The organism is Actinoplanes sp. NPDC049599 (genome assembly GCF_044465625.1).
In the GTDB taxonomy this organism is placed as follows: domain Bacteria; phylum Actinomycetota; class Actinomycetes; order Mycobacteriales; family Micromonosporaceae; genus Actinoplanes.
In genome coordinates this window covers 22,767-47,042 of record NZ_JBITLX010000023.1, presented here as the reverse complement: position 1 = coordinate 47,042, position 24,276 = coordinate 22,767, and the positions used below count along the sequence as shown (strand labels likewise).

18 protein-coding genes and 1 tRNA gene are annotated in these 24,276 nt (G+C 71.8%); 11 read left to right on the top strand and 8 right to left on the bottom strand.

What is annotated here, in order from left to right:
• Positions 1 to 5: 5 nt before the first annotated feature.
• Positions 6 to 3,008: a M48 family metalloprotease gene (locus tag ACIBQZ_RS31620; protein ID WP_396092477.1), complete on the top strand. Its 3,003-nt coding sequence runs from the start codon at positions 6 to 8 to the stop codon at positions 3,006 to 3,008.
• 113 nt (positions 3,009 to 3,121) lie between these two features.
• On the opposite strand, the gene ACIBQZ_RS31615 is transcribed toward ACIBQZ_RS31620, so the two are convergent.
• The 3 genes from ACIBQZ_RS31615 to ACIBQZ_RS31605 all read right to left on the bottom strand — a co-directional run bounded on the left by ACIBQZ_RS31615 (position 3,122) and on the right by ACIBQZ_RS31605 (position 4,716).
• Positions 3,122 to 3,193: transfer RNA gene (locus ACIBQZ_RS31615), tRNA-Arg, on the bottom strand.
• A 66-nt stretch (positions 3,194 to 3,259) separates the two neighbouring features.
• On the bottom strand, positions 3,260 to 3,919 hold the full coding sequence (locus tag ACIBQZ_RS31610; RefSeq protein ID WP_396092476.1) for a DUF305 domain-containing protein: 660 nt from the start codon (positions 3,917 to 3,919) through the stop codon (positions 3,260 to 3,262).
• Positions 3,919 to 4,716 carry a DUF3105 domain-containing protein gene (locus tag ACIBQZ_RS31605; protein ID WP_396092475.1) on the bottom strand — a complete coding sequence of 266 codons (798 nt, stop codon included), beginning with the start codon at positions 4,714 to 4,716 and terminating at the stop codon, positions 3,919 to 3,921. The genes ACIBQZ_RS31610 and ACIBQZ_RS31605 overlap by 1 nt, the downstream gene beginning before the upstream one ends.
• Before the next feature lie 96 nt (positions 4,717 to 4,812).
• Between ACIBQZ_RS31605 and argS the strand changes: the two genes are divergently transcribed.
• From argS to thrC, 4 genes are all read left to right on the top strand, one after another.
• Positions 4,813 to 6,477, top strand: coding sequence for an arginine--tRNA ligase (gene argS, locus ACIBQZ_RS31600; RefSeq protein WP_396092474.1), 1,665 nt, complete (start codon positions 4,813 to 4,815; stop codon positions 6,475 to 6,477).
• 2 nt (positions 6,478 to 6,479) lie between these two features.
• On the top strand, positions 6,480 to 7,865 hold the full coding sequence (gene lysA / locus ACIBQZ_RS31595) for a diaminopimelate decarboxylase (protein ID WP_396092473.1): 1,386 nt from the start codon (positions 6,480 to 6,482) through the stop codon (positions 7,863 to 7,865).
• A 32-nt stretch (positions 7,866 to 7,897) separates the two neighbouring features.
• A complete protein-coding gene (locus ACIBQZ_RS31590; RefSeq protein ID WP_396092574.1) occupies positions 7,898 to 9,187 on the top strand; it encodes a homoserine dehydrogenase in 1,290 nt (429 codons plus the stop codon).
• 79 nt (positions 9,188 to 9,266) lie between these two features.
• Complete coding sequence (thrC, locus tag ACIBQZ_RS31585; RefSeq protein WP_396092472.1) at positions 9,267 to 10,316, top strand: threonine synthase; 1,050 nt, start codon at positions 9,267 to 9,269, stop codon at positions 10,314 to 10,316.
• A 145-nt stretch (positions 10,317 to 10,461) separates the two neighbouring features.
• Here the strand turns inward: thrC and ACIBQZ_RS31580 are convergent, their stop codons facing one another.
• Positions 10,462 to 10,959, bottom strand: coding sequence for a MarR family winged helix-turn-helix transcriptional regulator (locus ACIBQZ_RS31580; protein WP_396092471.1), 498 nt, complete (start codon positions 10,957 to 10,959; stop codon positions 10,462 to 10,464).
• A 136-nt stretch (positions 10,960 to 11,095) separates the two neighbouring features.
• Here ACIBQZ_RS31580 and ACIBQZ_RS31575 point away from each other — a divergent pair, with 136 nt between their 5' ends.
• Together ACIBQZ_RS31575 and ACIBQZ_RS31570 are read left to right on the top strand one after the other, a co-directional pair.
• Entirely contained in the window at positions 11,096 to 14,428 is a 3,333-nt protein-coding gene (locus tag ACIBQZ_RS31575) for an efflux RND transporter permease subunit (protein WP_396092470.1), read from the top strand.
• Positions 14,429 to 14,513: 85 nt separating this feature from the next.
• A complete protein-coding gene (locus tag ACIBQZ_RS31570) occupies positions 14,514 to 15,800 on the top strand; it encodes an MFS transporter (RefSeq protein ID WP_396092469.1) in 1,287 nt (428 codons plus the stop codon).
• Between the two features lie 61 nt (positions 15,801 to 15,861).
• Here ACIBQZ_RS31570 and ACIBQZ_RS31565 read toward each other — a convergent pair whose 3' ends face one another.
• A complete protein-coding gene (locus tag ACIBQZ_RS31565; RefSeq protein WP_396092468.1) occupies positions 15,862 to 16,359 on the bottom strand; it encodes a hypothetical protein in 498 nt (165 codons plus the stop codon).
• Positions 16,360 to 16,423: 64 nt separating this feature from the next.
• On the opposite strand from ACIBQZ_RS31565, the gene thrB reads away from it, so the two are divergent.
• The 3 genes from thrB (at position 16,424) to ACIBQZ_RS31550 (ending at position 21,166) form a co-directional block, all read left to right on the top strand.
• Positions 16,424 to 17,359 carry a homoserine kinase gene (thrB, locus tag ACIBQZ_RS31560; RefSeq protein ID WP_396092467.1) on the top strand — a complete coding sequence of 312 codons (936 nt, stop codon included), beginning with the start codon at positions 16,424 to 16,426 and terminating at the stop codon, positions 17,357 to 17,359.
• A gap of 292 nt (positions 17,360 to 17,651) precedes the next feature.
• A complete protein-coding gene (gene rho / locus ACIBQZ_RS31555; RefSeq protein WP_396092466.1) occupies positions 17,652 to 19,850 on the top strand; it encodes a transcription termination factor Rho in 2,199 nt (732 codons plus the stop codon).
• Between the two features lie 134 nt (positions 19,851 to 19,984).
• The gene (locus tag ACIBQZ_RS31550) at positions 19,985 to 21,166 is read left to right on the top strand and encodes a nitric oxide synthase oxygenase (protein ID WP_396092465.1); all 1,182 of its coding nucleotides are present in this window, start codon (positions 19,985 to 19,987) and stop codon (positions 21,164 to 21,166) included.
• Positions 21,167 to 21,169: 3 nt separating this feature from the next.
• Here ACIBQZ_RS31550 and ACIBQZ_RS31545 read toward each other — a convergent pair whose 3' ends face one another.
• The 3 genes from ACIBQZ_RS31545 to ACIBQZ_RS31535 are packed head-to-tail and all read right to left on the bottom strand — an operon-like array spanning position 21,170 to position 23,768.
• Positions 21,170 to 21,802, bottom strand: a complete 633-nt coding sequence (locus tag ACIBQZ_RS31545) for an RNA ligase family protein (RefSeq protein WP_396092464.1) — start codon at positions 21,800 to 21,802, stop codon at positions 21,170 to 21,172.
• On the bottom strand, positions 21,802 to 22,698 hold the full coding sequence (locus tag ACIBQZ_RS31540; protein WP_396092463.1) for an AAA family ATPase: 897 nt from the start codon (positions 22,696 to 22,698) through the stop codon (positions 21,802 to 21,804). Before ACIBQZ_RS31540 ends, ACIBQZ_RS31545 begins: the two co-directional genes overlap by 1 nt.
• Positions 22,695 to 23,768 carry an RNA ligase gene (locus ACIBQZ_RS31535; RefSeq protein WP_396092462.1) on the bottom strand — a complete coding sequence of 358 codons (1,074 nt, stop codon included), beginning with the start codon at positions 23,766 to 23,768 and terminating at the stop codon, positions 22,695 to 22,697. The genes ACIBQZ_RS31540 and ACIBQZ_RS31535 overlap by 4 nt, the downstream gene beginning before the upstream one ends.
• A 230-nt stretch (positions 23,769 to 23,998) precedes the next feature.
• Between ACIBQZ_RS31535 and rpmE the strand changes: the two genes are divergently transcribed.
• Positions 23,999 to 24,223, top strand: a complete 225-nt coding sequence (gene rpmE, locus ACIBQZ_RS31530) for a 50S ribosomal protein L31 (RefSeq protein WP_396092461.1) — start codon at positions 23,999 to 24,001, stop codon at positions 24,221 to 24,223.
• Positions 24,224 to 24,276 lie beyond the last annotated feature (53 nt).

Below are 24,276 nucleotides of genomic sequence, written 5' to 3'. Positions count from 1 at the left end.
GAACGATGGCTGCCGCCTCCCCACGCCGCCTGGTCTCGCTGTATCTGCTGGTGGCGGTGGCGCTGGGGCTGCTGGGCGGCGGTGCCGCCACGGCTCTGCGCGACGCGTCCAGCGCCCGGTACCCGGCTGCGGCCGTCCGGTGTCTCGCCGAGCGGGGAATCGACAGCACGGCCCTCGAGGGGGTCGACTCCGTGCGGCTGCGGAACGCGGCGGTACGGGACCAGGTGTGGGGCTGCATCTCCGGCAACGCGCGGAACCAGAGCCGGTTCATGCTGCTGGGGGCCTTGCTGCTGCCCGTGGCGGCGCTGCTGTTGATGGTCGGCGGCGGGTTGGCGGTCCGGAGGCGGCTGGCGGGGCACGCCGTGTCCCCGGCCTCCGGTGCGGCGTCCCGGCGTGCGCTGGACCGCTTCGAGCAGTGGTGTGACCTGCTGGGGCTGACCGGCCGGCGCCGGCCCCGGCTGGTGATCACCCCTCCGTCTCCGGCCGGCCGGCAGGCGTTCACCACCGGCCTGCCTTTCCGGTCACCGGTGGTCGTGGTCCCGTTGGGCCACGCCTACCTCGAGCCGGCGCAGTTCGACGTGCTGGTGCTGCACGAACTCGCCCATGTACGGGCTCGCGACGTGGTGTGGGCCTCGGCGGTGTGGTGGACGGGCTGGCTCAGCGTGCCGGTCCTGCTGCTGGCACTGAGCCCGTTGGTGCGGTGGCCGCATCAACGGTCCGGCATCTTCGTCGCGTACCTCCCGGCTTTGCTCTCGGCAGTGGTGCTGTCCGCCGTGGTGCTGGGGTTGCGCGCGGCCCTGCTGCGCCGGCGGGAGATCGCCGCGGACCGCTACGCCGTCGACGTCCTCGGCTCTGCCGGCGCCCTGCGGGCCGTGCTCGGCCGGCCGCAAGGCGGCACCACCGTGACGGACCGGGGCACCCCGGCCGGCGTCGCCGGTCCGGTCCGCCGGGCCGTCTCTTCGGCGAGGCGGAACCTCACGGTGCATCCGCCGGCCGCGGTGCGGGCCGACGCCGATCCGGTGGCGCCGCAACGGTGGGAGGGCGGGTTCGCCGTCACCGCCGTGGCCGGCGTGCTCGCCATGTTCACGGTGCAGAGTGCCTACATCGTCCTCTCGGCGACCGACTGGGCCTGGCGGTCCGGCCGGCTGGCGCTGAATGCCGCGGCGGTGCTGGGCGGGCTGCTGTGGGCGTGCGTCGTCGTCCCGGCGTGGCGCCGCCGCGCCCGGATCGCCGCCGCGGTGGGCTCCGCGCCACGCTGGTCCGGCCCGATCGCCGGCGCCGTGCTGGGCACGGTCGCGGGCCTCCTCACCCAGGCGCCCGGTGGTATCGCCACGGCGGCCCGAGGGCTGGTGCCCGTCCTGTTCGCCGGTCACCTGATGCCGGCCGTCGGCGTCTTGACAGCGGTCACCGCCGGGACGGCGGTGCTGACGGCCGGACTCGCCGCCGCAGTGCCCGCCCCGGGCCGGGCCGCCCGGGCGTGGTCGGCGGCTGGTGCGATCGTCGCCGTGGTCACGGCATGGGCCACGGCCTTCACGACGTCGGTGTGGACGCTGGTCAACTACTTTCCCGATGGGAGCCCGAGCCGGGTACGGACGTGGCTGATGGGCGCCGGCCTGTGGGAGTGGCGGTGGGCGCCGCTGCTCGTCCTGACGGGCAGCGCGCTCGCCGCGCTGGCTTACCGGTGGATCCCGGACGCCGCCGCTCCGGTGGTGCGGAGCCGATGGCCGGGGAGGGCCGGGCTGCGCGTGACCGGTGTCGCGGTCGTCGTGGGTGGCTTGGCCGCCGGGCTCACCTGGCAGCTGCGGATCGGCGCCGCCGACTCCGAGGACGCCCTGTTCGTGCTGATGAGCGACCGGTCGATGATCTGCGCCTGCGCCGGCTGGGCAGCCCTGGCGGTGCTGCTGTTCCCGCACCCCAGCGACCCCGCGGACCGGAGTCCGGCCCGGGTGCTGCCGCAAGTTCCCTCGGCGCTGGCCGCCGGGTTCGCGACCGCGGCCCTCGCCGGCGTGGTGCTCTTCGGCATCGCGACCGCGGGCGGCCGGGGCCGCGACGTGGACGCCCTGGTGGCCGCGGTCCGGTGGCCGATGTGGCAGCTTCTCGTCGCGGTCGTGGTGACCCTGCCCGCGCTGGTCGCCCTCGCCGGCCGGGCGCACCGCCTCCGCCGGCGCACCCGCGGTTGGGCCGCCGGAGCCGGAACGGGCGTCGTCATCGTCGCGTTCAGCATGGCGCTGGTCGGTGGGGCGATTCCGCCGCTGGCCGTCGGGCCGCACGACTGGTCGGACTACCTGGCCTCCCGCGACGCGGCGCCCACCGTCCTCGGCGTGCGGCCCACGCCGCCGGCGGCCACGGACGATCCGGGCCAGGGCAGGGACCCGGGCCGGCCGCTCGACGCCGCCGCGGTCACCGCGGCGCTGGCCGGCATCGACAACCTGCTGCCCGCAGGGCACCGCCGGCTTCCGGACGACACAGACGGCACGGACGCCGCGGAGCCCCTGGACCTCCGGCCGGAGGCCTGCCGAGCGGCGCTTGCGCGCAGCACCGACGCCGAACGTGCCCGGCCCCGCACCGCGGACGCCGCCCAGCGGTACAAGACGCCTCTGGGCCCCTACGCCGATGTCACCGTCGAGGTCGGCATCGTCTCGTACCGGGAGCCGGTCCCCGACTTCACCCGGCACCGGGAGGCGACGGCACAGTGCGGGCACCTCACGATGCCCAGCCCGGTGTCCGACACCGGCACCGCGGAGGGCTCGTACACCGAGGGGCCGCCTCCGCGCGGGCCCTATCCGGCGTTCCGCACCGACTTCACGCTCACCGCCTCGGTCCGTTCCCTCCCGGTGGTGACGATGTGGCTGGCGGAGTACGCACTCGCCGGCCACAACCTGGTCTCCGTGAGCATCACGATGAGCACCTCCGGCGGGCCGCCCACCGAGGCCGCCCGGCTCGACCGCGATCAGCTCGCCGAGGCGCTGCTGAACGACGTCCTCCACCGCCTCCGGCAGCCAGGTTGAGACGCGAGCAAGCGGAAGATTGTGTGGGACCCGGCGACAACCGGACATACAAGAAAGGCCATCAACCGGCTTTCGCCTGGTCAATGGCCTTGTTTGCGCTGCTAAGCCTGGGGTGCCCCCGGCAGGATTCGAACCTGCGCTTTCGCCTCCGGAGGGCGACGCTCTATCCCCTGAGCTACGGGGGCTCAGCGAGAATGAGCCTAGCAGGCGCCGCGGAGGCCTCGCCAACCGGTTCCGCGGCGCGCCGCTCGTCAGCTTGCCGGCAGCTCCTTCAGCATCGCGTCGATCAGGTTGATCTCGCTCTGCTGGCCGCGGACCTGGGACTCGGCGAGCCAGGTCACGTCCTTGTCGTCGGACTCCTCGATGATCTCCTCGGCCATGTGGATGCCGCCCAGGTGGTGCGCCCGCATCAGGGTCAGGAACTGCACGTCCAGGGTGGGGCTCGCCGCCTTGCGGAGCTCGGCGAGTTGTTCCGGGGTGGCCATGCCGGGCATCAGGCCGTTCTGCACCGAGCCCGCCGCGTCCTTCATCCAGGCCATCGGCGCCGACGAGCTGGTCGGGCTCAGGTGCCAGTCGCGCAGCCAGGCCTGCATGTAGCCGATCTGGCCGTGCTGGGTCAGTGCGATGTCGGCGCTGAGCGTGACCACCTTCGGGTTTGTCGAGTTCGCGTGGGCGATCATCGACATCTCCACCGCCTGGGCGTGGTGGGTGCTCATGTCGCGCAGGAAGCCGGCCTCGACCGAGTCGTCGCCGGGGGTGCTCAGGCGGGGGCCGAGCAGGCCGATCGCCAGGCCCACGACCAGGCCGAAGGCCAGTGCGGCGGCGAGCCATGCCGCCCCGAACCGGCCGCGGCTGATCGGAGTGGTGTTGCCGGCCGGGGCCGGGGTGTTCGATTCGGTCGACACGCTCATCAGTTGCCCGCGGGGGCGGCGGCCTGGAGCGGGCCCGTGGTCGTGTTGCCGCTGGAGCAGGCCGCGTTCGGCTCCAGGGTGGCGTTCAGGCGCAGGTCCTTGATGAACTGGTCGATCCGCTTGTCGTCGGCGTTGTCGACCTTGAGCTGGTAGCCCCAGGCCTGCAGCGAGATGTTCTTGTCCAGGTTGGCGACCGGGCTCATGAACATGTAGTCCCGGCCCTGCACCTTCTCCTGGAGCTTGGTGACCTGGTCGGCGGCGAGGCCCTGCTTGTAGGTCACCCAGACGGCGCCGTGCTCGAGGCTGTGCACCGCGTGCTCGTTGGCGATCGGCTGGGCGTAGACGTCGCCCATGCAGTTCTGCCAGACGGAGTTGTGCGCGCCGCCGACGGGCGGGTTGGTCACGTACGTCTGCGGGCCTTCCTTGTGCTCCTGCGAGTTGATCGCCGCGTTGTTCTGCGCGCGGTAGTTGACGATGCCCTCGATGCCGGCGGCGCGGTCCTGCCAGGACTCGGTGCCCTTGATCGAGGCGAACACGCCGTACCCGATGATCCCCACCGCGACCAGCACGACCACGCCGGCCACCGCGATCGGGCCCCAGTTGCGGCTGCCGCTGACCTTGACCGGCGCGGTGGGCTTGCGGCCCTTGCCGCCCTTGCCCTGCGGCGGGCGGGAGCCGGGGCGAGCGCCGGGCTTGGCCCCGGCCGACTTGGCCGCGGGCGGCTTGCCCTGGCCCGACGTCTTGTCGACCTTCACGGTGGACGGGACCCTCTCGGGTCCCGGGGTGCTCATGCTCATCGTTCCTCGTCAATCCGATGGAAAGGTCGGGCCGGGCCCGCGAGCAGGCCCCGGTACGCCGCCGGGCGGCAAAGTCTACCCGGATAGCATGGCTCAGTGACTCCCGCTGACCTCGCTGCCACCGTTCTCACAGCTGCCCGTGCCGTATTCGTCACCCGCGGCCTGGATGTCTCCCTGCTGCCGGAGACCACGACGGTGGAGCGACCCCGTAATCCCGAGCACGGCGACTACGCGTCGACCATGGCCATGCAGCTCGCCAAGAAGGCCGGTGTCGCGCCGCGTGAGCTGGCCGCGGCGCTCGCCGACGAGCTCAGCAGCCGTCCCGGCGTCAAGTCGGTGGAGATCGCCGGCCCGGGCTTCCTGAACATCCGCCTGGACGCGGCCGCCGCCGGCGTGCTGGCGCGCGACGTGGTGCTGGCGGGGGAGGAGTACGGCCGCACCGACCGGCTGGCCGGCCAGCGGATCAACCTGGAGTTCGTCTCCGCCAACCCCACCGGCCCCGTGCACATCGGCGGGGTGCGCTGGGCCGCGGTCGGCGACGCGCTGTCCCGGCTGCTGCGCGCGGCCGGCGCCTCGGTCGGCACCGAGTACTACTTCAACGACGCCGGCTCGCAGATCGACCGGTTCGCCAAGTCCCTGTACGCGGCGGCGAAGGGTGAGCCGGCCCCCGAGGACGGCTACGGCGGCGCGTACATCGCGGAGATCGCCACGGCGGTGCTGGCCGGGGCGCCGGAGACGCTGAAGCTGGGCGAGGCCGAGGCGCTCGAGGTGTTCCGGGTCGAGGGCGTCAGGCTGATGTTCGCCGAGATCCGGCAGTCGCTGGACGAGTTCGGCGTGCACTTCGACACGTACTTCAACGAGAAGGACCTGCACGACCGGGGTGAGCTGCAGGAGGCCCTGGACCGGCTGCGCGAGCAGGGGCACATCTTCGAGCTGGACGGCGCGACCTGGCTGCGCACCACCGACTTCGGCGACGACAAGGACCGGGTGCTGCGCAAGTCGGACGGCGACTGGACCTACTTCGCCGCGGACTGCGCCTACTACCTGGACAAGCGCAAGCGCGGCTTCGACCGCATCGTGATCATGCTGGGCGCCGACCACCACGGCTACCTCGGCCGGATGAAGGCGATGGTCGCGTGCTTCGGCGACGACCCGGAGACCAACCTCGAGATCCTCATCGGCCAGCTGGTCAACCTGGTCCGCGACGGCGAGCCGCTGCGGATGAGCAAGCGGGCCGGCACGGTCATCACGCTGGAGGATTTCGTGGACGCCCTCGGCGTCGACGCGGCCCGCTATGCGCTGGCCCGCTATTCGTCGGATTCGCAGATCGACATCGACATCGCCCAGTGGACCCGGGCCAGCAACGACAACCCGGTGCACTACGTCCGGTATGTCGCGGCCCGAACCGCGGGCGTCAATCGCCAGGCCGCGGATGTCGGGCTGACCCGCGGCGAGCCGGATGACTTCCGGCCCGAGCTGCTCAGCCACGAGAAGGAGCACAGCCTGCTCAAGCGGCTGGCCTCCTATCCCGATGAGGTGGCCGTCGCGGCCGAGCTGCGGCAGCCCCACAAGATCGCCCATTACCTGGAGAAGCTCGCCGCCGACTACCACCGGTTCTACGACCAGTGCCGGGTGCTGCCGGTGGGCGACGAGCCGATCACCGACCTGCAGCGCGCCCGCCTGTGGCTGAATGACGCCACCCGAACGGTGATCGTCAACGGGTTGGCGCTGCTGGGTGTCACCGCCCCGGAGAGGATGTAAGCATGCGCGCACACGAGGCCGGGGCGCTGCACGGCGACCTCGGTAACCAGGGACCGGCGTGGCTGCGCAGTCCGCAGGACGTGAACGAGCTCGTGCCGCAGCTCTGGCCGCGGACCGTGACCCGCACGGACGCTGGTGCCCTGGAGATCGGCGGCGTGAGCGTCCTCGACCTGGCCCAGCTGTACGGCACCCCGGCGTACCTGCTGGACGAGGCCGACCTGCGGGCGCGCTGCCGCGATTTCGCGGACGCCTTCGCCGACGCGGACGTCTACTACGCGGGCAAGTCGTTCCTCTGCAAGGCGGTCGTCAAGGTCATCAACGAGGAGGGCCTCTTCCTCGACGTCTGCTCCGGCGGCGAGCTGGCCGTCGCACTGGCGGCGGGCTTCCCGGCCGAGCGGATGGGCTTCCACGGCAACAACAAGTCGATCTCCGAGCTGACCCGGGCGCTGGACGCGGGCGTGGGGCGGATCATCCTGGACTCGTTCCAGGAGATCGAGCGGCTGACCGCGCTGGCCCAGGCTGCGGGCAAGCGGCCCAAGGTGCTGATCCGGGTGACGGTCGGCGTCGAGGCGCACACCCACGAGTTCATCGCGACCGCGCACGAGGACCAGAAGTTCGGCTTCTCGCTGGCCGGCGGGGCGGCGTTCGAGGCGGCCGTCCGGGTGCTCGACGAGGGCGTGCTCGACCTGCACGGGCTGCACTCGCACATCGGCTCGCAGATCTTCGACACCTCCGGCTTCGAGGTCGCCACCCGCCGGGTGATGGAGCTGCAGGCGCAGATCCGCGACGCGCGCGGGGTCGAGCTGGTCGAGCTGGACCTCGGCGGCGGCTTCGGCATCGCGTACACCACGAAGGACGACCCGGCGCCGGCCGCCGACCTGGCCAAGCGGATCAACAAGATCATCGCCAGCGAGTGCGACGCCTCGGCGCTGCGGATCCCCAAGCTCTCGATCGAGCCCGGCCGGGCCATCGTGGGACCGGCCGTGTTCACCCTGTACGAGGTGGGCACGGTCAAGGACGTCGACGGCATCCGGACGTACGTGAGCGTGGACGGCGGGATGAGCGACAACATCCGTACTGCCCTCTACGACGCCTCGTACTCCGCCACGCTGGCGGGCCGGACGTCCGAGGCGCCCCCGTTGCTCGCCCGCGTCGTGGGAAAGCATTGTGAATCCGGGGACATTGTCGTGAAGGATGAATTCCTGCCCGCCGACGTGCAGCCCGGAGATCTTCTCGCGGTACCCGGTACGGGTGCGTACTGCCGGAGCATGGCCAGCAACTACAACCACGTGCCCCGGCCGCCGGTGGTCGCCGTGCGGGACGGCGCGTCCCGCGTGATCGTCCGCCGGGAGACCGAAGATGATCTGCTCGCATTGGATGTGGGATGAGCCCTGAACTGGACGCCGCAGGCAAGCCGTCGATCCGGCTCGCCCTGCTCGGTTGCGGCACGGTAGGCACCGAGGTCGTCCGCCTGCTGCACGAGCAGTCGGCCGACCTGACCGCCCGGATCGGCGCCCCGCTGGAGCTCGTCGGCATCGCCGTGCGGCGCCCCGGCCGGCAGCGCGGCAGCGACATCGACCCGGCGCTGTTCACCACCGACGCGCTCGGCCTGGTCAAACGCGACGACGTCGACGTGGTGATCGAGGTGGTCGGCGGCATCGAGCCCGCGCGCACCTGGCTCACCGAGGCGCTGACCGCCGGCAAGAGCGTGGTCACGGCGAACAAGGCCCTGCTGGCCGAGGACGGCGCGACCCTGCACGACGCCGCCGCCGAGGGCGGCGCCGACCTCTACTACGAGGCCGCCGTAGCCGGCGCGATCCCGCTGCTCCGCCCGCTGCGCGAGTCGCTGCACGGGGACCGGGTCACCCGGGTCACCGGCATCGTGAACGGCACGACCAACTTCATCCTGTCGTCGATGGACGCCACCGGGGCCGGCTTCGGCGAGGCGCTCGACGAGGCCACCGAGCTGGGGTACGCCGAAGCCGACCCGACCGCCGACGTCGAGGGCTTCGACGCCGCCGCCAAGGCCGCCATCCTCGCCTCGCTGGCGTTCCACACCCGGGTCACCGCCGCGGACGTGTTCCGCGAGGGCATGACCGGGGTGACGGCCGCCGACGTGGCCAGCGCCAAGGAGATGGGCTGCACCATCAAGCTGCTCTGCATCGCCCAGCGCGGCCCGGACTCGACCGGCACCGACTCGGTCAGCGTCCGGGTGCATCCCGCGATGATCCCGCGCAGCCACCCGCTGGCCGGCGTCGGCGACGCCTTCAACGCGGTCTTCGTCGAGGCCGAGGCCGCGGGGCAGCTGATGTTCTACGGCCGGGGAGCCGGCGGTACGCCCACCGCCAGCGCCGTGCTCGGCGACATCGTGGCGGCGGCCCGCAACCGGCTCTCCGGCACCCGCGCGCCGAGCGAGAGCTCGTACGCGCACCTGCCGATCCGGCCGATCGGCGAGTCGGTCACCCGTTACCACATCAGCCTCGACGTGGCCGACCGGCAGGGCGTGCTGGCCACGGTGGCGGGCGTGTTCGCCAAGCACGAGGTGTCCATCGCGACCGTCCGGCAGTCCGGCCGGGAGGACGACGCCACGCTGGTGATCGTCACGCACGGCGCGCCGGACGCGAACCTGGCCGCCACCGTGGAGGATCTCCGCTCGCTGGACATCGTCCGCTCGATCGCCAGCGTGCTGCGCGTCGAGGGCGGTTCCTGATCCCGCTTGATGGACGGTCGGTCCCGGTATTCGGGTACGTACGGCATGCTTGCACAGTTGACGACGAAGGGGCTTGGCCATGTGGCGGGGTTTGATCGAGGCGTACCGGGACCGGTTGCCGGTGTCCGACTCCACCCCCGTGGTCACGTTGCACGAGGGCAACACGCCGCTGGTGCCGGCTCCCGTGCTCTCCCGGCGGACCGGCGCTGACGTCTACCTCAAGGTCGAGGGGGCCAACCCGACGGGCTCCTTCAAGGACCGCGGGATGACCATGGCGGTCTCCAAGGCCGTCGAGGAGGGGTCGAAGGCGATCATTTGCGCCTCGACCGGTAACACCAGCGCCTCCGCCGCCGCGTACGCCGCCCGGGCCGGGCTGACCTGCGCGGTGCTGGTGCCGCAGGGCAAGATCGCGCTGGGCAAGCTGGCCCAGGCGCTCGTGCACGGCGCCAAGCTGCTCCAGGTCAACGGCAACTTCGACGACTGCCTCGCGCTGGCCTCGAAGCTGTCCCAGGACTTCCCGGTCTCGCTGGTCAACTCGGTCAACATCTTCCGGCTGCACGGGCAGAAGACGGCCGCCTTCGAGATCGTCGAAGCGCTCGGCACCGCGCCCGACATCCACTGCCTGCCGGTCGGCAACGCGGGCAACATCTCCGCGTACTGGATGGGCTACCAGGAGGACCACGCCGCGGGCAACAGCAAGATCCTGCCCAAGATGTACGGCTTCCAGGCCTCCGGCGCGGCTCCGATCGTCAACGGCCAGGTGGTGCCGGAGCCGTCGACGATCGCCACCGCGATCCGGATCGGCAACCCGGCGAGCTGGACCAAGGCGCTCGACGCCCGGGACAACTCCGGCGGGCTCATCTCGGCGGTGACCGACCGGGAGATCCTGTCGGCCTACCGGCTGCTGGCCCGCGAGGTCGGCGTGTTCGTCGAGCTGGGCAGCGCGGCGAGCGTGGCGGGGCTGCTCCAGCAGGCGGAGGCGGGCATGATCCCGGCGGGCGGCACGGTGGTCTGCACGGTGACCGGCCACGGCCTGAAGGACCCGGAGTGGGCGATCAGCACCGCGCCGTCCCCGACCACGATCAAGAACGACGTCCTGGCCGCCGCCCAGGCCCTCGACCTGGCCTGACACCCCGGCCCGGCTCGCCCCACCTGAACCCGGCCTCTCCGGTCCTGCGCCTGACCGGCCCGGCCCGGCCCGGCGCCTGTCCCGGCCTGACCACCTGGGCCCGGCCTGGCCCCGGCGCGGGTCGGCGTTTCCCGGTCCCGCGGTGTCAGGCTTCGGCCGGGTCCGGGGCGGGTGCCGCGGGGCAGCCGCCGGGCCGGCCGAGCTCGGCGTCCTCGGCCGCCACCCGGACCATCGCGTGCATCGCGTCCGCGACCGTTTGCAGCTCCGTGGGTGACAGGCGCCGCAGCAGGCGGTCCTGCTTCTCCGTGCCGGCCGTGATGATGTCGGCCATCATCTGGGCGCCGGTGGTGCTCAGGGTGATCCGGCGGACCCGCCGGTCGTGCGGGTCCTCGGCCCGGGTGACCAGGCTGTGTGCCACCAGCCGGTCGACCATGCCGCTCATCGTCGCCAGGCTCACGCCCAGCAGGCCGGCCAGTTCGCGGCCCGAGGTGTCGCCCAGCCGGTGCAGCAGCATCAGGATCTTGAGCTGCGGCATGGTCAGCTGGGAGGCGAAGAGCGGGTCCGAACGGTCGTAGGCAAACAGGTGCTGGAGCCGTTGCTGCGCGCCCATAATGTCGGCGATGAGTCGTTCGTTCTCGGCCACCGCACCTCCTGTGTTGCCTGCCGATGGCCGGAGCGCGTCCGTCTTGTGACGGGACGTTATCAGCGGACCCCGGCGAAAACCATTTGTTCGCGTCGGGCAAACTATATGCCTAGGCCGAACCTTCACGGGGGAGCACATGTCATTTCTGACCAGGCTCAGTCTCGCTAACCGGGGGCTCGTCGCCCTCATCGCGGTGGTGATCACCGGTTTTGGCATCTACACGGTGCCGTCGCTCAAGCAACAGCTGCTGCCGTCGCTCGAGTTCCCGGGCGCGTTCATCGGCGTGGTCCTGCCGGGCGCCAGCCCGGAGATCATGGAACAGCAGGTCACCAAGCCGATCGAGGACGCCGTCAAGGGCGCCGACGGGCTGGACACCATCACGTCCACCACCCGCGAGGGCTCGGCCACCATCCAGGTCCTCTTCGAGTTCGGCACCGACCTCGACAACGCGGTCAACCAGCTGACCACCTCGGTCAACCGGATCCAGCCGACGCTGCCGAACAACGTCGAGCCGACCATCTTCGCCGGCAGCACCGACGACATCCCGGCGATCATCCTGGCCGCCTCGGACGGCGGCGCCGACCAGGCGGCGCTGGCCAACCGGCTCCAGCAGAGCGTGGTGCCGGAGCTCAACGCCATCGAGGGTGTCCGCGAGGTGGCCATCACCGGCGCCCGCGACCAGCAGATCGTGATCACGCCCGACCCGGCCAAGCTGGGCGCCGCGGGCGTCGACCCGCGCTCGATCGCCACCCTGCTGCAGAGCAACGGCGTCTCGATCCCGGCCGGCGCGGTCACCGACGGCACCCGGTCGCTGAGCGTCCAGGTCGGCACCCCGGTCGGGTCGGTCGACGAGCTGAAGGGCCTCTACCTCACCGGCAGCAAGGGCCCGGTCAAGCTGGAGGCGGTCGCCACGGTCGCGCAGCAGCTGGCCACGGCCACCTCGTTCACGCGTACCGATGGGGTGGAGAGCCTCGGCATCGCGGTCACCGCGTCGCCGGACGGCAACCCGGTCAACATCTCCCACGAGGTCCGCGACAGGATCGCGGAGCTGGAGAAGTCCTCGAACGCCAAGCTCACGGTCATCACCGACCAGGCGCCGTTCGTCGAGAAGTCGATCGAGAGCCTGACCACCGAGGGCCTGCTCGGCCTGCTGATGGCCGTGATCGTGATCCTGGTCTTCCTGCTCTCGGTGCGCTCCACGCTGGTCACCGCGGTCTCCATCCCGCTGTCGGTGGTCATCGCGCTGATCGCGCTCAAGCTCGGCGACTACTCGCTCAACCTGCTCACGCTGGGGGCGCTGACCATCGCGGTCGGCCGGGTGGTCGACGACAGCATCGTCGTGCTGGAGAACATCAAACGGCACCTCGGGTACGGCGAGGCGAAGGTGCACGCGATCACCTCCGGCGTCAAGGAGGTGGCCGGTGCGGTCACCGCCTCCACGCTCACCACGGTCGCCGTGTTCGCCCCGATCGCGCTGGTCGGTGGCTTCGTCGGGCAGCTGTTCGCCCCGTTCGCCATCACCGTCACGGTCGCGCTGATCGCCTCGCTGTTCGTGTCGCTGACCGTCGTACCGGTGCTCGCGTACTGGTTCCTGCGGCCCGCCGCCGGCGGCAGCGAGAGCGAGGAGGTCCGCCGGGCCGCCGAGGCCAAGGAGCTGCGCAGCCCGCTGCAGCGGGCCTACCTGCCGATCATCCGCTGGGTGACCCGCAGCCGGGGCACCCGGTGGAGCACCGTCGCGATCGGCGTGGTGATCCTGATCGGCACGCTCGGGCTGGCCAGCAAGCTGGAGACCAACTTCCTCGACGAGTCCGGCCAGGACACCATCGCGGTGACCCAGGACCTGCCGGTCGGCACCAACCTCGCCACCACGGACGCGGCGGCCAAGAAGGTCGAGGCCGTGCTCGCCGCCCGTGACGACGTGAAGAATTACCAGGTGACCGTCGGCAACGGCGACTTCAACCCGTTCGTCGGCTCGGGCGGTGCCAGCGGCGCCAGCTTCAATGTGGCGCTGGAGGAGGACGCCGACGCCGCCAAGATCTCCGACGAGCTGCGCGAGCAGTTCAAGGGGATGACCGACGTCGGTGAGGTCACCGTCGGCAGCGACAGCGGCACCGGCTTCGACGGCAGCGCGCTGGCCGTCGTGGTGCAGGCGAGCGACCAGCAGGCGCTGGCGGCCGCGACCAAGCAGGTGCAGGACGCGATGGCCGCCACGCCCGAGGTTACCGACGTGAGCAGCTCGCTCGCGGCGAGCGTGCCGCGGCTGGACGTCAAGGTCGACCGGGCCGCCGCCGCGGCCCGCGGTCTCACCGAGGCCGCGATCGGTCAGTCCGTCGCCGGGGCGTTCCGCTCGGCGCCGGCCGGTCAGATCAGCGTCGACGGGGTCGGCCTGGACGTCGTGGTGGCGCTGGGCGCCCCGCCGGTCGGTGCGGACGCGCTGCGCAAGCTGCCGATCAGCACGCCGGGCGGTCAGGTCGTCACGCTTGACGCGGTCGCCGACGTCGCGGAGGTCGACGGCCCGGAAGAGGTCACCCGGATCGACGGCAACCGCAGCGTCACGGTCAACGGCACCGCGACCGGCTCGAACGTCGGCAAGACCACCACCGAGCTCACCAAGAAGCTGGACGCGCTGACGTTGCCGGCGGGTGCCAGCTACGAGATCGGCGGCGTCAGCCAGGACCAGGCGGACGCGTTCGCCGACCTCGGCCTGGCGGTGCTCGCGGCCATCGCGATCGTCTTCGTCATCATGGTGGCGACGTTCCGCAGCCTGCTGCAGCCGTTGCTGCTGCTCATCTCCATCCCGTTCGCGGCGACCGGCGCGATCGCGCTGCTGCTCGCGACGGGCACCCCGCTCGGCGTGCCGGCGTTGATCGGTGTGCTGATGCTGGTCGGCATCGTGGTCACCAACGCGATCGTGCTGCTCGACCTCATCAACCACTACCGGCAGGCCGGCATGGGTGTGCAGGAGGCGGTGGTCGAGGGCGGCCGGCACCGGTTGCGCCCGATCCTGATGACGGCCATCGCGACCATCTTCGCGTTGCTGCCGATGGCCCTGGGCCTGACCGGGGAGGGCGGCTTCATCTCGCAGCCACTGGCCATTGTGGTCATCGGCGGCCTGGTGAGCTCGACGCTGCTGACCCTGGTGCTGGTGCCGACGCTCTACACCATGGTGGAGAACACCAAGCTGAAGGGCCGCACCCGGCGCGAGCGCAAGCGGGCGCTCAAGGCCTCCAAGCGCAGCGGCGTGCTGGAGACCCCGAAGCACGCCGCCGCCGAGCCGGCCGGGGTGGTCCCGGCGGACGAGCCCGCGCCGGACTCCAGCGGCGGGGCGCACGAGGCGCCGGAGGGTGAGCCGGCCGGTCAGCCGGCGCGCTCGACGGCCGAGCCGCAGAGCGGGGCGCTGCGGGGCTACACCGACCAGTTCGAGGTCCTGAAGATGCCGCGACGCCCGGCAACCCCGCCGCCCGCATAGCGGCGGCACGCGCGCGGAACGCGGCGGTCGGCCCAGCGGGTCGGCCGCCGCGCCGCGTCCGGGCCCGGCCGGTAGATTCCGGTACGTGGCGACTCCGTTCTCGGTCCTTACCCGCAACCGTGACTTCCGGCGGCTGTTCTCCGCCGAGCTGGTGGTGTTCGGCGCCGACTGGTTCGTCATGGTGCCGTTGCTGGTGCTGCTGCCCGAGCTGACCGGCAGCGGGGTGTGGGGCGCGCTGGTGCTGGCCGCGGACACCGGGATCAACGCGTTGCTGCTGCCGTACACGGGAACCATCGCCGACCGGATGGACCGGCGCACCATCCTGATCGCGGCCAACCTGGCCGCGCTGGTCGCGATCCTGCTGCTGTTCACCGTGCGCTCCGCCGCGACCGCACCGCTCGCCCTGGTCGCGATCGGCGCCGTCGCGGTCGCCAAGGCGTTCTACTCACCGGCGGCATCGGCGGCGTTGCCGAACGTGGTCGACCCGGCGGACCTGGCCGCGGCCAACTCGGTCGCGGGCTCGGCCTGGGGCACGATGACCATCGTCGGGGCCTCGCTCGGCGGCATCGTCAGCAGCATCTTCGGCCCCTACGTCAGCTTCGCGGTGGCCGCGGCCGGCCTGGCCGTGGCGGCGGTGCTGACGGCGCTGATCCGCCGCCCGCTGCAGGCGCCGCGGGACCCGGACCTCGTGCCGCCGCGGGCCTGGCACGCCCTGATCGAGGCGCTGCGCTACATCGGCGCCCGGCCGCGGCTGCGCGCCCTGGTCACGGTGAAATCCGCCGTGGGACTGGGAAACGGCGTGCTGACCGTCTTCCCCCTGCTCGCCGGCATGTACGGCGTCGGCGCACTGGGCGCGGGCCTGCTCTTCGCCGTACGCGGCGCCGGGGCCCTGGTCGGCCCGCTGGTCATGCGCCCGGTGCTGAACCACCGCTCGTGGCTGCTGCCCGGCCTGGCCCTGTCCATGAGCCTGTACGGCCTCGGCTACGTCGGGGTCGCCTTCGCCCCGTGGTTCCCGCTGGTGCTGGCGCTGGTCTTCGTGGCGCACTTCGCGGGCGGCACCAACTGGGTGCTGTCCAACTACGCGCTCCAGGGCGAGGTGCCGGACCGGCTGCGTGGCCGGGTCTTCGCCACCGACATGATGCTGGCGACGCTGGCCATCTCGGTGAGCCAGCTGGGCGCGGCGGCGGTGGTGGACCACGTCGACGAGCGCGTGATCCTGCTGAGCTGCGGCCTGATCACGCTGGTGTACGCGATCGGCTGGCGCATCGCCACCCGCAGACTCTCCCTGGCCGACCCGGCCGCACCAGCGACGCCCGACGCGTCGGCCGACGAGGACCGCCCGGGCGAGCCGGTCCCCGGCCCCCAGCGCTGACCGCCGCTCGGGAAGGGCCGGACCCCGGCCCGAGCCTTCGACGAACCGGCCGGCGGCACCGCTAGCCGGGAAACGGCCCGGTGGGCTGATCGCCGGCGCCGTAATGCCGGCCCGGCCCGGACTGACCGCCCGGAGGAGGCTGCCCCGAGAAGGACGCCCCACCCGCCGCCGCGTCGGCAGGCGCCCCACCGGCAGCCGGCCCGCCGGCGAAGGGCCCGTCCTGAAACGGCGGCCCGGACTCCCGGCTCACCACGGCCGCGATCAGCAGCGCGATCCCGGCCGCCGACAGCAGCGACGTGATCAGCCCGAGCCCCGAGAACAGCAGGCTGTAGCGGGCCACCGAGTAGTCCAGACGCGAATACAGCGTCGGGATCAGCATGGTCCACGCGATCCCGAGGATCATGCCGAGCGTCAGCGTCCCCAGCCCCAGCCGGGCCAGCAGCACGCTGCGTGCGCCGAGCCGCTTGCCCCGCGACCCCAGCACGACGAAGCCCACGACCAGCACCGCCAGCAGTGGCAGCTGACCCACCTGGCCCACGAACAGCATCCCCACGCTCATGGCCGCGACCCTAGCGCCCGGGTGCGACATCCCGGCGACAATGATCGACGCCTAGCATGAGGCGATGGGCCTGACCTTCGTCTCCGAGCCGGTACGGGTGCGTACGCCGGCCACCAGCGCCAATCTCGGCCCGGGCTTCGACACGCTGGGCCTGGCGCTCACCCGCTACGACGACCTGAGCGCCCGGGTCGCCGGTGACTCCTGGACCGTCTCCGTGACCGGGGAGGGCGCCGGCGAGCTGCCCTCCGACGAGAGTCATCTGGTCGTCCGGGCGATGCTCGCCACCTTCGACGAGATGGGCGGCCGGCCGCGGGGTGTGGCCGTGGAGTGTGTCAACCGGATCCCGCAGGCGCGCGGGCTCGGGTCGTCGTCGGCGGCCATCGTCGGCGGGGTGCAGCTGGCCCGGGCGCTGGTGCGCGAGCAGATCAGCGACGCGGACGCGCTGCGGATCGCCGCCCGGCTCGAGGGGCACCCGGACAACGTGGCGCCCTGTCTGCTCGGCGGCTTCACCATCGCGTGGACCGAGGCCGCCGGTTCCCGGGCTGTTCGGCTCGACGTTGCGGACGGCGTACGGCCGACGCTCTTCGTTCCGCAGGAACGGGGCCTGACCGCGACGGCGCGGGCCGCGCTGCCGTCCGGCGTGCCGCACGCGGACGCCGCGTTCAACACCGGCCGGGCCGCGCTGCTGGTGCACGCGCTCACCCGCGAGCCCGAGCTGCTCTTCACCGCCACCGAGGACCGGCTGCACCAGGGCTACCGGGCCGAGGCGATGCCCGGCACGGCCTCCCTGGTCGCGTCGCTGCGTTCTGTCGGGGTTGCGGCAGTTGTCAGCGGGGCCGGCCCGACGGTGCTGGCGCTGAGCCCGGTACCAGCGGATTTCCGGCCCGGTACGGCGTGGCGCGCCGAGTCATTGGGCGTGGACAGCGGCGGCGCCCTTGTCAAAGGGGGTATGGTGGAACACGCCGAGCGGGGCCCTGTTGCCGCAGGTCGTAAGAGTTGACTACGCTCAAGACCTAGCACAGCCGCGAAGCAAGCGATCTCTGCGGTTCGGCGCGCACCCGAGATTCATGGCATTCTGCCGGTCTCAATTCTCATCAGGCACGTCGCCGAGCAGCGGATCCTCAGATCGCTGCACTCGCCGAGACCTATCCGTCAACGTCTGACGGGTCGGGAAACCGTCGAGCTGCCGTGCTGCAAACTCCCGCGCCGCAGTTGCGAAGCGGGTTCCGAGGGCACCCGGCCACCAGGCTGCAGACCCGGGTGGACTTGGTTTTTTCGACGGAAGGAATCCATTGAGCGACACCACCGACGTGACGTCGGGTGTTTCTGACGTCGCTGACGACGGCGCCACCACCGCTGCTGTCACCAAGCGTCGCCGTGGCGGCACGGGGCTGTCGGCGATGCTGCTGCCCGAGCTGCAGAGTCTCGCCGCTTCCCTCGGCATCTCCGGCACCGCCCGGATGCGCAAGGGCGAGCTCATCACGGCCATCTCGGAGCGCCAGAACGGCGCGGCGCCGGCTGCGTCGGCCAAGGCGACCAGCACCCCGCGCCCGCGCACCACGAACGGCTCCGACGCCGCGGCGACGGAGTCCACCGCGACCGTGCCGGCCGCCAAGGCGACGGCCCCGGTAGCCAAGACGGCGGCGGCCCAGGCCCCGGTGGCGGCTCAGGCCCCGGCAGCTCAGGCCCAGGCTCCAGCTGCCCAGGCGCCGGTTGCGCAGGCTCCCGCGGCGCAGGCCCCGGCGGCGGAGGCGGCCGTGCAGTCGGCGGCCCCGGCGACCGAGCAGCCCGCGACCGAGGCCGAGCCGGTCCGACGCAGCCGCCGTGACCAGGGCGGCCGTGACCAGGGCAGCCGCGACCAGTCCGGCCGTGGCGACCAGGGTGGCCGCGAGCAGGGCGGCCGTGACCAGGGCAGCCGCGACCAGGGCGGCCGCGATCAAGGCAGCCGCGACCAGGGCGGCCGCGACCAGGCCCCGCGCGAGCAGCACCAGCGCGACCAGAACCAGGGCGAGAGCCAGGGCGACGGCGAGCGCACCGACCGGGGGGACCGGCCGGAGCGTGGCGAGCGCAACCGGGACCGCCAGCGCAACCCGCAGCGGGTCGAGGGCAACGACCGGGGTAACAACGACCGCGGTCCGCGCACCGACGCCCCGGAGGACGAGGACGGCGAGAACGGCGAGGGTGGTCGTCGCAGCCGGCGCAGCCGGTTCCGGGACCGCCGGCGTGGCCGGGACCGGGACGGCGAAGGCGGTGGCGGTGGTGGCCGCGACGGCGGTCGTGACGGTGGCCGCGAGGGCGGCCGGGACAGCGGTCGTGAGGGTGGCCGCGAGCCGCACGTGACCGAGGACGACGTGCTCGTGCCGGTGGCGGGCATCCTCGACGTGCTGGACAACTACGCGTTCGTCCGCACCACGGGTTACCTGTCCGGCCCCAACGACGTCTACGTCTCCATGTCGCAGGTCAAGAAGCACGGGCTGCGCCGCGGCGACGCGGTCACCGGCGCCGTGCGGGCCGCGGCCCGCGACAGCGGCGGCGGCGACCAGCGGCGGGACAAGTACAACCCGCTGGTGCGGCTGGACACCATCAACGGCATGGAGCCCGAGGAAGCCCGCCGGCGTCCCGAGTTCTACAAGCTGACCCCGCTGTACCCGCAGGAGCGGCTGCGTCTCGAGACCGAGGCGCACATCCTCACCACGCGGGTCATCGACCTGGTCATGCCGCTCGGCAAGGGCCAGCGTGCCCTGATCGTCTCGCCGCCGAAGGCCGGCAAGACGATGGTGCTGCAGGCGATCGCCAACGCGATCACCCACAACAACCCCGAGTGCCACCTGATGGTCGTGCTGGTCGACGAGCGGCCCGAAGAGGTCACCGACATGCAGCGCTCGGTCAAGGGCGAGGTCATCGCGGCCACGTTCGACCGGCCGCCGCAGGACCACACCACGGTCGCCGAGCTGGCGATCGAGCGGGCCAAGCGCCTGGTCGAGCTGGGGCACGACGTGGTCGTGCTGCTCGACTCGGTGACCCGGCTCGGCCGGTCGTACAACCTGGCGGCGCCGGCCTCCGGCCGGATCATGTCCGGTGGTATCGACTCGACCGCGCTCTACCCGCCGAAGCGGTTCCTCGGCGCGGCGCGCAACATCGAGAACGGTGGCTCGCTCACCATCCTCGCGACGGCGCTGGTGGAGACGGGCTCGATGATGGACACCGTCATCTTCGAGGAGTTCAAGGGCACGGGCAACGCCGAGCTCAAGCTCGACCGGAAGATCGCTGACCGGCGCACGTTCCCGGCCATCGACATCCACCCGTCCGGCACGCGTAAGGAAGAGATCCTGCTCGGCAAGGAAGAGCTGGCGATCGTCCACAAGTTGCGCAAGGTGCTGAGCTCGCTGGAGTCCTCGGCGGCGCTGGACCTGTTGCTCGACCGGCTCAAGCAGTCCCGGACGAACATCGAGTTCCTGATGCAGATCGCCAAGTCCACTCCTGGCGAATAAACGCCCGAAAACGGCATAAAGGGGCAGTCACCGCGAGGTGACTGCCCCTTTGTCGCACACTGGGTGTGTTTGCCCCCGGTCAGGGTCATGCGAACCTCCCGTAGCCACTCAGCTCAATGTGGGGAGGACACCCGATGATCGTGCCTGGCTACCGGGACCATCCGACCGAGCGATGGGACCCGATCGCGCCGGTCGATCCGGGTGAGGCCGAGGACTTCCTGCGGCAGTGCTACCTCGAGAACGCCCGGCTCGGGCCGGTCGAGCCGCGCCTGGCCATCGTGCGGGCGCAGATCGCGGCGACCGGCGGCTATGTGCACACCACCGAGGAGCTGGCGTACGGCGCCAAGATGGCCTGGCGCAACGCGAGCCGCTGCATCGGCCGGCTCTACTGGCGCAGCCTGGTGGTGCTGGACCGGCGCCGGGCCCGTACCGCCGACGACATCTTCTCGCTGCTCGTGCACCACCTCCAGGTCGCCGGCGGCGGCGCCGACAAGCCCGGCGCGATCCGGCCGGTGATCAGCATCTTCCCGCCGGCGCTGCCCGGGCAGCCGTACGCGCGGGTGTGGAACGAGCAGTTGGTCCGCTACGCCGGCTACCGCACCGAGGACGGCAGCTCGGTCGGCGACCCGCGCAACGAGCAGTTCACCGCCGCGATGCAGGGCTTCGGCTGGCGCGGCAAGGGTGAGGCCTTCGACGTGCTGCCGGTGGCGATCGAGACGCCGGGCGAGGGCGTACGCCTCTACGAGCTGCCCGAGCGGGCCATCCACGAGGTGCCGTTGACCCATCCGGAGTTCGGCTGGTTCGCGGAGCTGGGCATGCGCTGGCACGCCGTACCCGCGATCGCGAACATGCGGCTGACCATCGGCGGCGTGCAGTACCCGCTGGCGCCGTTCAACGGCTGGTACATGGGCACCGAGATCGGCGCCCGCAACCTGGCCGACGAGGACCGCTACAACATGCTGCCGATCGTCGCGGCCCGGATGGGGCTGGACACCAGCCGCGAGTCGACGCTGTGGCGCGACCGGGTGCTGGTGGAGCTGAACCGGGCGGTCCTGCACTCGTTCGAGAAGGCCGGGATGAAGATCACCGACCATCACACCGAGTCGGCACGCTTCATCACCCACCTGCGCAACGAGGAGAAGGCCGGGCGCCGGGTGCCGGCCGACTGGTCCTGGATCGTGCCGCCGATGTCCGGCGGCATCACGCCGGTCTTCCACCGCTACTACGAGGAGCTGGACCTGCGGCCGAACTTCTACCTGGACCCCGAGGCGCAGGCCCTGTCCCAGCACGGATCCCGGTGCCCCGTCACGGGGTGAGCCTCAGGCGAACTCGTTGAGCGGGAAGTCGTCGCGGTGCCGCCAGGTCGCGTCGGTGCGGACGTGGTCCGCGCGGACCCATTTCAGCAGCAGGTGGGAGAAGTCCGCGGCGCGGATGCGGCCCGCGGCGCGCACCACGAAGCCCTCCGAGCACTCCGGGTCGCGGGACTTCGCCCAGGCGTCCCGGGCCTCGGTGAGGCTGCCGCCGCGGTACAGCACCGGGACCACCGGCAGCTCCAGGCGCTGCGCCCAGTCGACCGTGTCGTCCCAGCCGAGCAGCGTGTCGGTCTCGTCCCAGATGCCGAAGACGATGAAGACCCCGGGCAGGTCCGTGTAGGCGATGCTGCGGCGGGCCCACATGGACTCGCCGCAGACCCGCCAGTCGTCCGGGATCCGGTACGCCGTCATCGCCCACAGCGCCTTGGCCGGCCGGTCCCAGGGCTGGGTGCCGGAGTCGACCGAGCGGGCGTACATGGCGTCCCGGGTGAAGGTGAGGTTGCCGCCGTCGAGCTTCTCCGTCACCACCAGCTCACCGTCCAGCCAGGACAGATCGTGCTGGATCTTGTCGTCCGCCGCGGCGCCGGGGGAGTCGGGCAGGTGGAAAGTCCGCGGATACTTCCCGTCCCGCCCGCCCATCAGAAGTCCCCCTCCGCCACCTGGAACACCGTCAGTCCCAGGGCGCGCCACATGCGTACCACCTGCTGGCGGTCGTCGAACACCCCGATGACCCGCCACCGGTGGAGGATCTGAAGATCGAAGATCTCCCGCTTGACGATCGCATCCTTGCGCGAGTCGCCCTCCGGCCGCATGAACAGCCCCTCGTACGGCACGTCGACGTACAGGTCCAGCCATGCCTCGGTCTCCGCCCGGCAGACCGCGTCGCGCCCGGAGCAGAACACGATGGCGTGCCCGGCCGCGTGCATTGCCCGGACCGCCGCGATGACCGCCGGGTTCGGGGCGTCCTCGCCGACCCGGCCCCAGTCGAACGGGCTGCGGCCGTTCATCAGCGCGACCGTGCCGTCGATGTCCACCAGCACCACCGGCGGCAGCTCCGGATCGGGGTCGTAGACCAGTCCCGGCCCGCCCGGCTCGACGAACGGGACCGGCAGCGGCAGGTTCTTGCCGGCCAGGTAACGCTGGTGCATCCGGCGGATGCCGGCCTCGCCGACCCGGTCGCCCTCCGGCCGCGTGACGTCCCGGCGCAGGCACTCCTCCAGCGGTACGTCGGTGAAGTCGTGCACCTCGAAGGTCGCGTGGAACCGGGCGGCGAGCTCGGCCCACTCCCGTACGGTCCGGGCCCGCAGGTTGGTGTCGTCGACGATCACGTCGCTGTGCGCGCGCAGCAGGGCCTCCACGGCCGCCCGCTGGGCGTGCGTCACCTGGGCCTCGGCCCACTGCGTGTAGAGCCGCTCCCCGTGCAGCATCCGCCGCAGGTCGTCCCGGTTGACCCGGACGACCCGCGGCTGGAGCTTGCGCGCGAAGGTGGTCTTGCCCGACCCGGGCAGCCCACGGGTGATCAGCAGTCTGGTCATTCCTCACTCACCTGGTTACCGCTCGGGGTGACGTCGCCGGCCGGCCGGACGAGCTGCCACAGCCCGGGACGGTAGTCCTTGTCGTCGAGACGCAGGAACAACGCGCCGCGATGTGCGCTGCGCACGGCCCGCGCCGCGAACTCGCGCCGGCCCCAGCCGGCCGGCAGCTCCGCGACGATCGCCGCGAACTCGGCCTCGACGGCCTCGGCCAGGGCCGCAACCGACCCGGTCAGCTCGGCGGCGACGGCCGTGACCCACGCGTGGAACTCGTCGGGCAGGGGCTCGGTCAGCGCGTCCAGGTCACCGCCGGAGACCAGCACCTCCCAGACGGTACGGGCGGAGAGCCCCGTGACCAGCCGGTGCAGCCGCACGTACTCGGCGTACTTGATCTTCACCCGCTCGTCCGAGTCGACCAGGTGCACGACCAGCCCTTCCCGCCCGTCCCGCGGCGGCGCGGCCAGCGCCTCGGCCAGCGTCGCGTACGCGAACGAGTCCACCACCGGCCCCGGCCACTGCGGCACCGCGGCCGGCCCGAACGTGCGCCCGGTGGCGATGTCGACGGCGCCGAGCAGGATCAGGTCGTCCAGGCCGCCGTAGTCGAGCACGATCCGGTTACCCGGGTAGACGATCTCGACCAGCACGGTGAGCCCGGCGGGCGGGACGAAATCCGGGTAGCGGGTCCGCAGCACCTCGGTGGCGTGCTGCGCCTGCTCGGACGCGAACGACCCCCGGGTGGCCACGGCGAGCTCGTTCCCGTCCCAGAAGATGATTCCGAGGCTTCCGTCAGCTTTGTCCGTTACGGCCACGGGGGCGTCGGGGTACAACCGCGGCGCGTGGATCTCGGTGTGGTTGAAGAATTTTCCGTAGGGCCGGGCCAGGACGGTATCTCCGGAAACAATCAGGCCGCGGCAGGCCAGGGTGACCGGGGTCCAGGCGCCGGCGTACTGGCAGGCCTCGGTGTAGTTGTAGATCTCGTACGGCCGGTGCGGGTGACGCTGGATCCGGACGTGCCCGTTCTCGACCGCCGAAGCCAGTGCGGCCGGGTCGAGGACGTCCGCGAGCAGCGTCATGACAAGGTCCTTCCGTACGGGGGCCGCTGCGGGAATGCGGCGAAGGTCGATCACGTTATCGACCACGGACCCAGGAATGCCTCCTGATTTCTGATCAGGGCACGTGACATGGCAGACTGGTCCATCGGCCAGTAAAGGTTCCGGTTCACGCTCGAGTCTTCCGCCCTGGCGGGGCGGTTCGGTGCTGACGGCGACCCGGCGACCACATCATCGAGAGGGACCGAGCAATCATGAAGAGCGGCATCCACCCGGAGTACACCTCGACCGAGGTCATCTGCTCCTGCGGCAGCACCTTCACGACCCGCAGCACTGCCAAGGGCAGCGAGATCCGCGTCGAGACCTGCAGCGCCTGCCACCCGTTCTACACGGGCAAGCAGCGCGTGCTGGACACCGCGGGCCGGGTCGCCAAGTTCCAGGCGAAGTACGCGAAGGTCAACGCCGCCAAGAAGAAGTAGCTACCTCGACGGCGCCCACCCCGGAGTCCGGGGGCGGGCGCCGTTCGTGTGTC

Coding starts and splice junctions, on each gene's coding strand:
- ACIBQZ_RS31620 (WP_396092477.1), top strand. CDS start 6: ATGGCTGCCGCCTCCCCACGCCGCCTGGTCTCGCTGTATCTGCTGGTG.
- ACIBQZ_RS31610 (WP_396092476.1), bottom strand. CDS start 3,919: ATGAGCGTGTCGACCGAATCGAACACCCCGGCCCCGGCCGGCAACACC.
- ACIBQZ_RS31605 (WP_396092475.1), bottom strand. CDS start 4,716: ATGAGCATGAGCACCCCGGGACCCGAGAGGGTCCCGTCCACCGTGAAG.
- lysA (WP_396092473.1), top strand. CDS start 6,480: ATGCGCGCACACGAGGCCGGGGCGCTGCACGGCGACCTCGGTAACCAG.
- thrC (WP_396092472.1), top strand. CDS start 9,267: ATGTGGCGGGGTTTGATCGAGGCGTACCGGGACCGGTTGCCGGTGTCC.
- ACIBQZ_RS31575 (WP_396092470.1), top strand. CDS start 11,096: ATGTCATTTCTGACCAGGCTCAGTCTCGCTAACCGGGGGCTCGTCGCC.
- ACIBQZ_RS31565 (WP_396092468.1), bottom strand. CDS start 16,359: ATGAGCGTGGGGATGCTGTTCGTGGGCCAGGTGGGTCAGCTGCCACTG.
- thrB (WP_396092467.1), top strand. CDS start 16,424: ATGGGCCTGACCTTCGTCTCCGAGCCGGTACGGGTGCGTACGCCGGCC.
- ACIBQZ_RS31550 (WP_396092465.1), top strand. CDS start 19,985: ATGATCGTGCCTGGCTACCGGGACCATCCGACCGAGCGATGGGACCCG.
- ACIBQZ_RS31545 (WP_396092464.1), bottom strand. CDS start 21,802: ATGGGCGGGCGGGACGGGAAGTATCCGCGGACTTTCCACCTGCCCGAC.
- ACIBQZ_RS31540 (WP_396092463.1), bottom strand. CDS start 22,698: ATGACCAGACTGCTGATCACCCGTGGGCTGCCCGGGTCGGGCAAGACC.
- ACIBQZ_RS31535 (WP_396092462.1), bottom strand. CDS start 23,768: ATGACGCTGCTCGCGGACGTCCTCGACCCGGCCGCACTGGCTTCGGCG.
- rpmE (WP_396092461.1), top strand. CDS start 23,999: ATGAAGAGCGGCATCCACCCGGAGTACACCTCGACCGAGGTCATCTGC.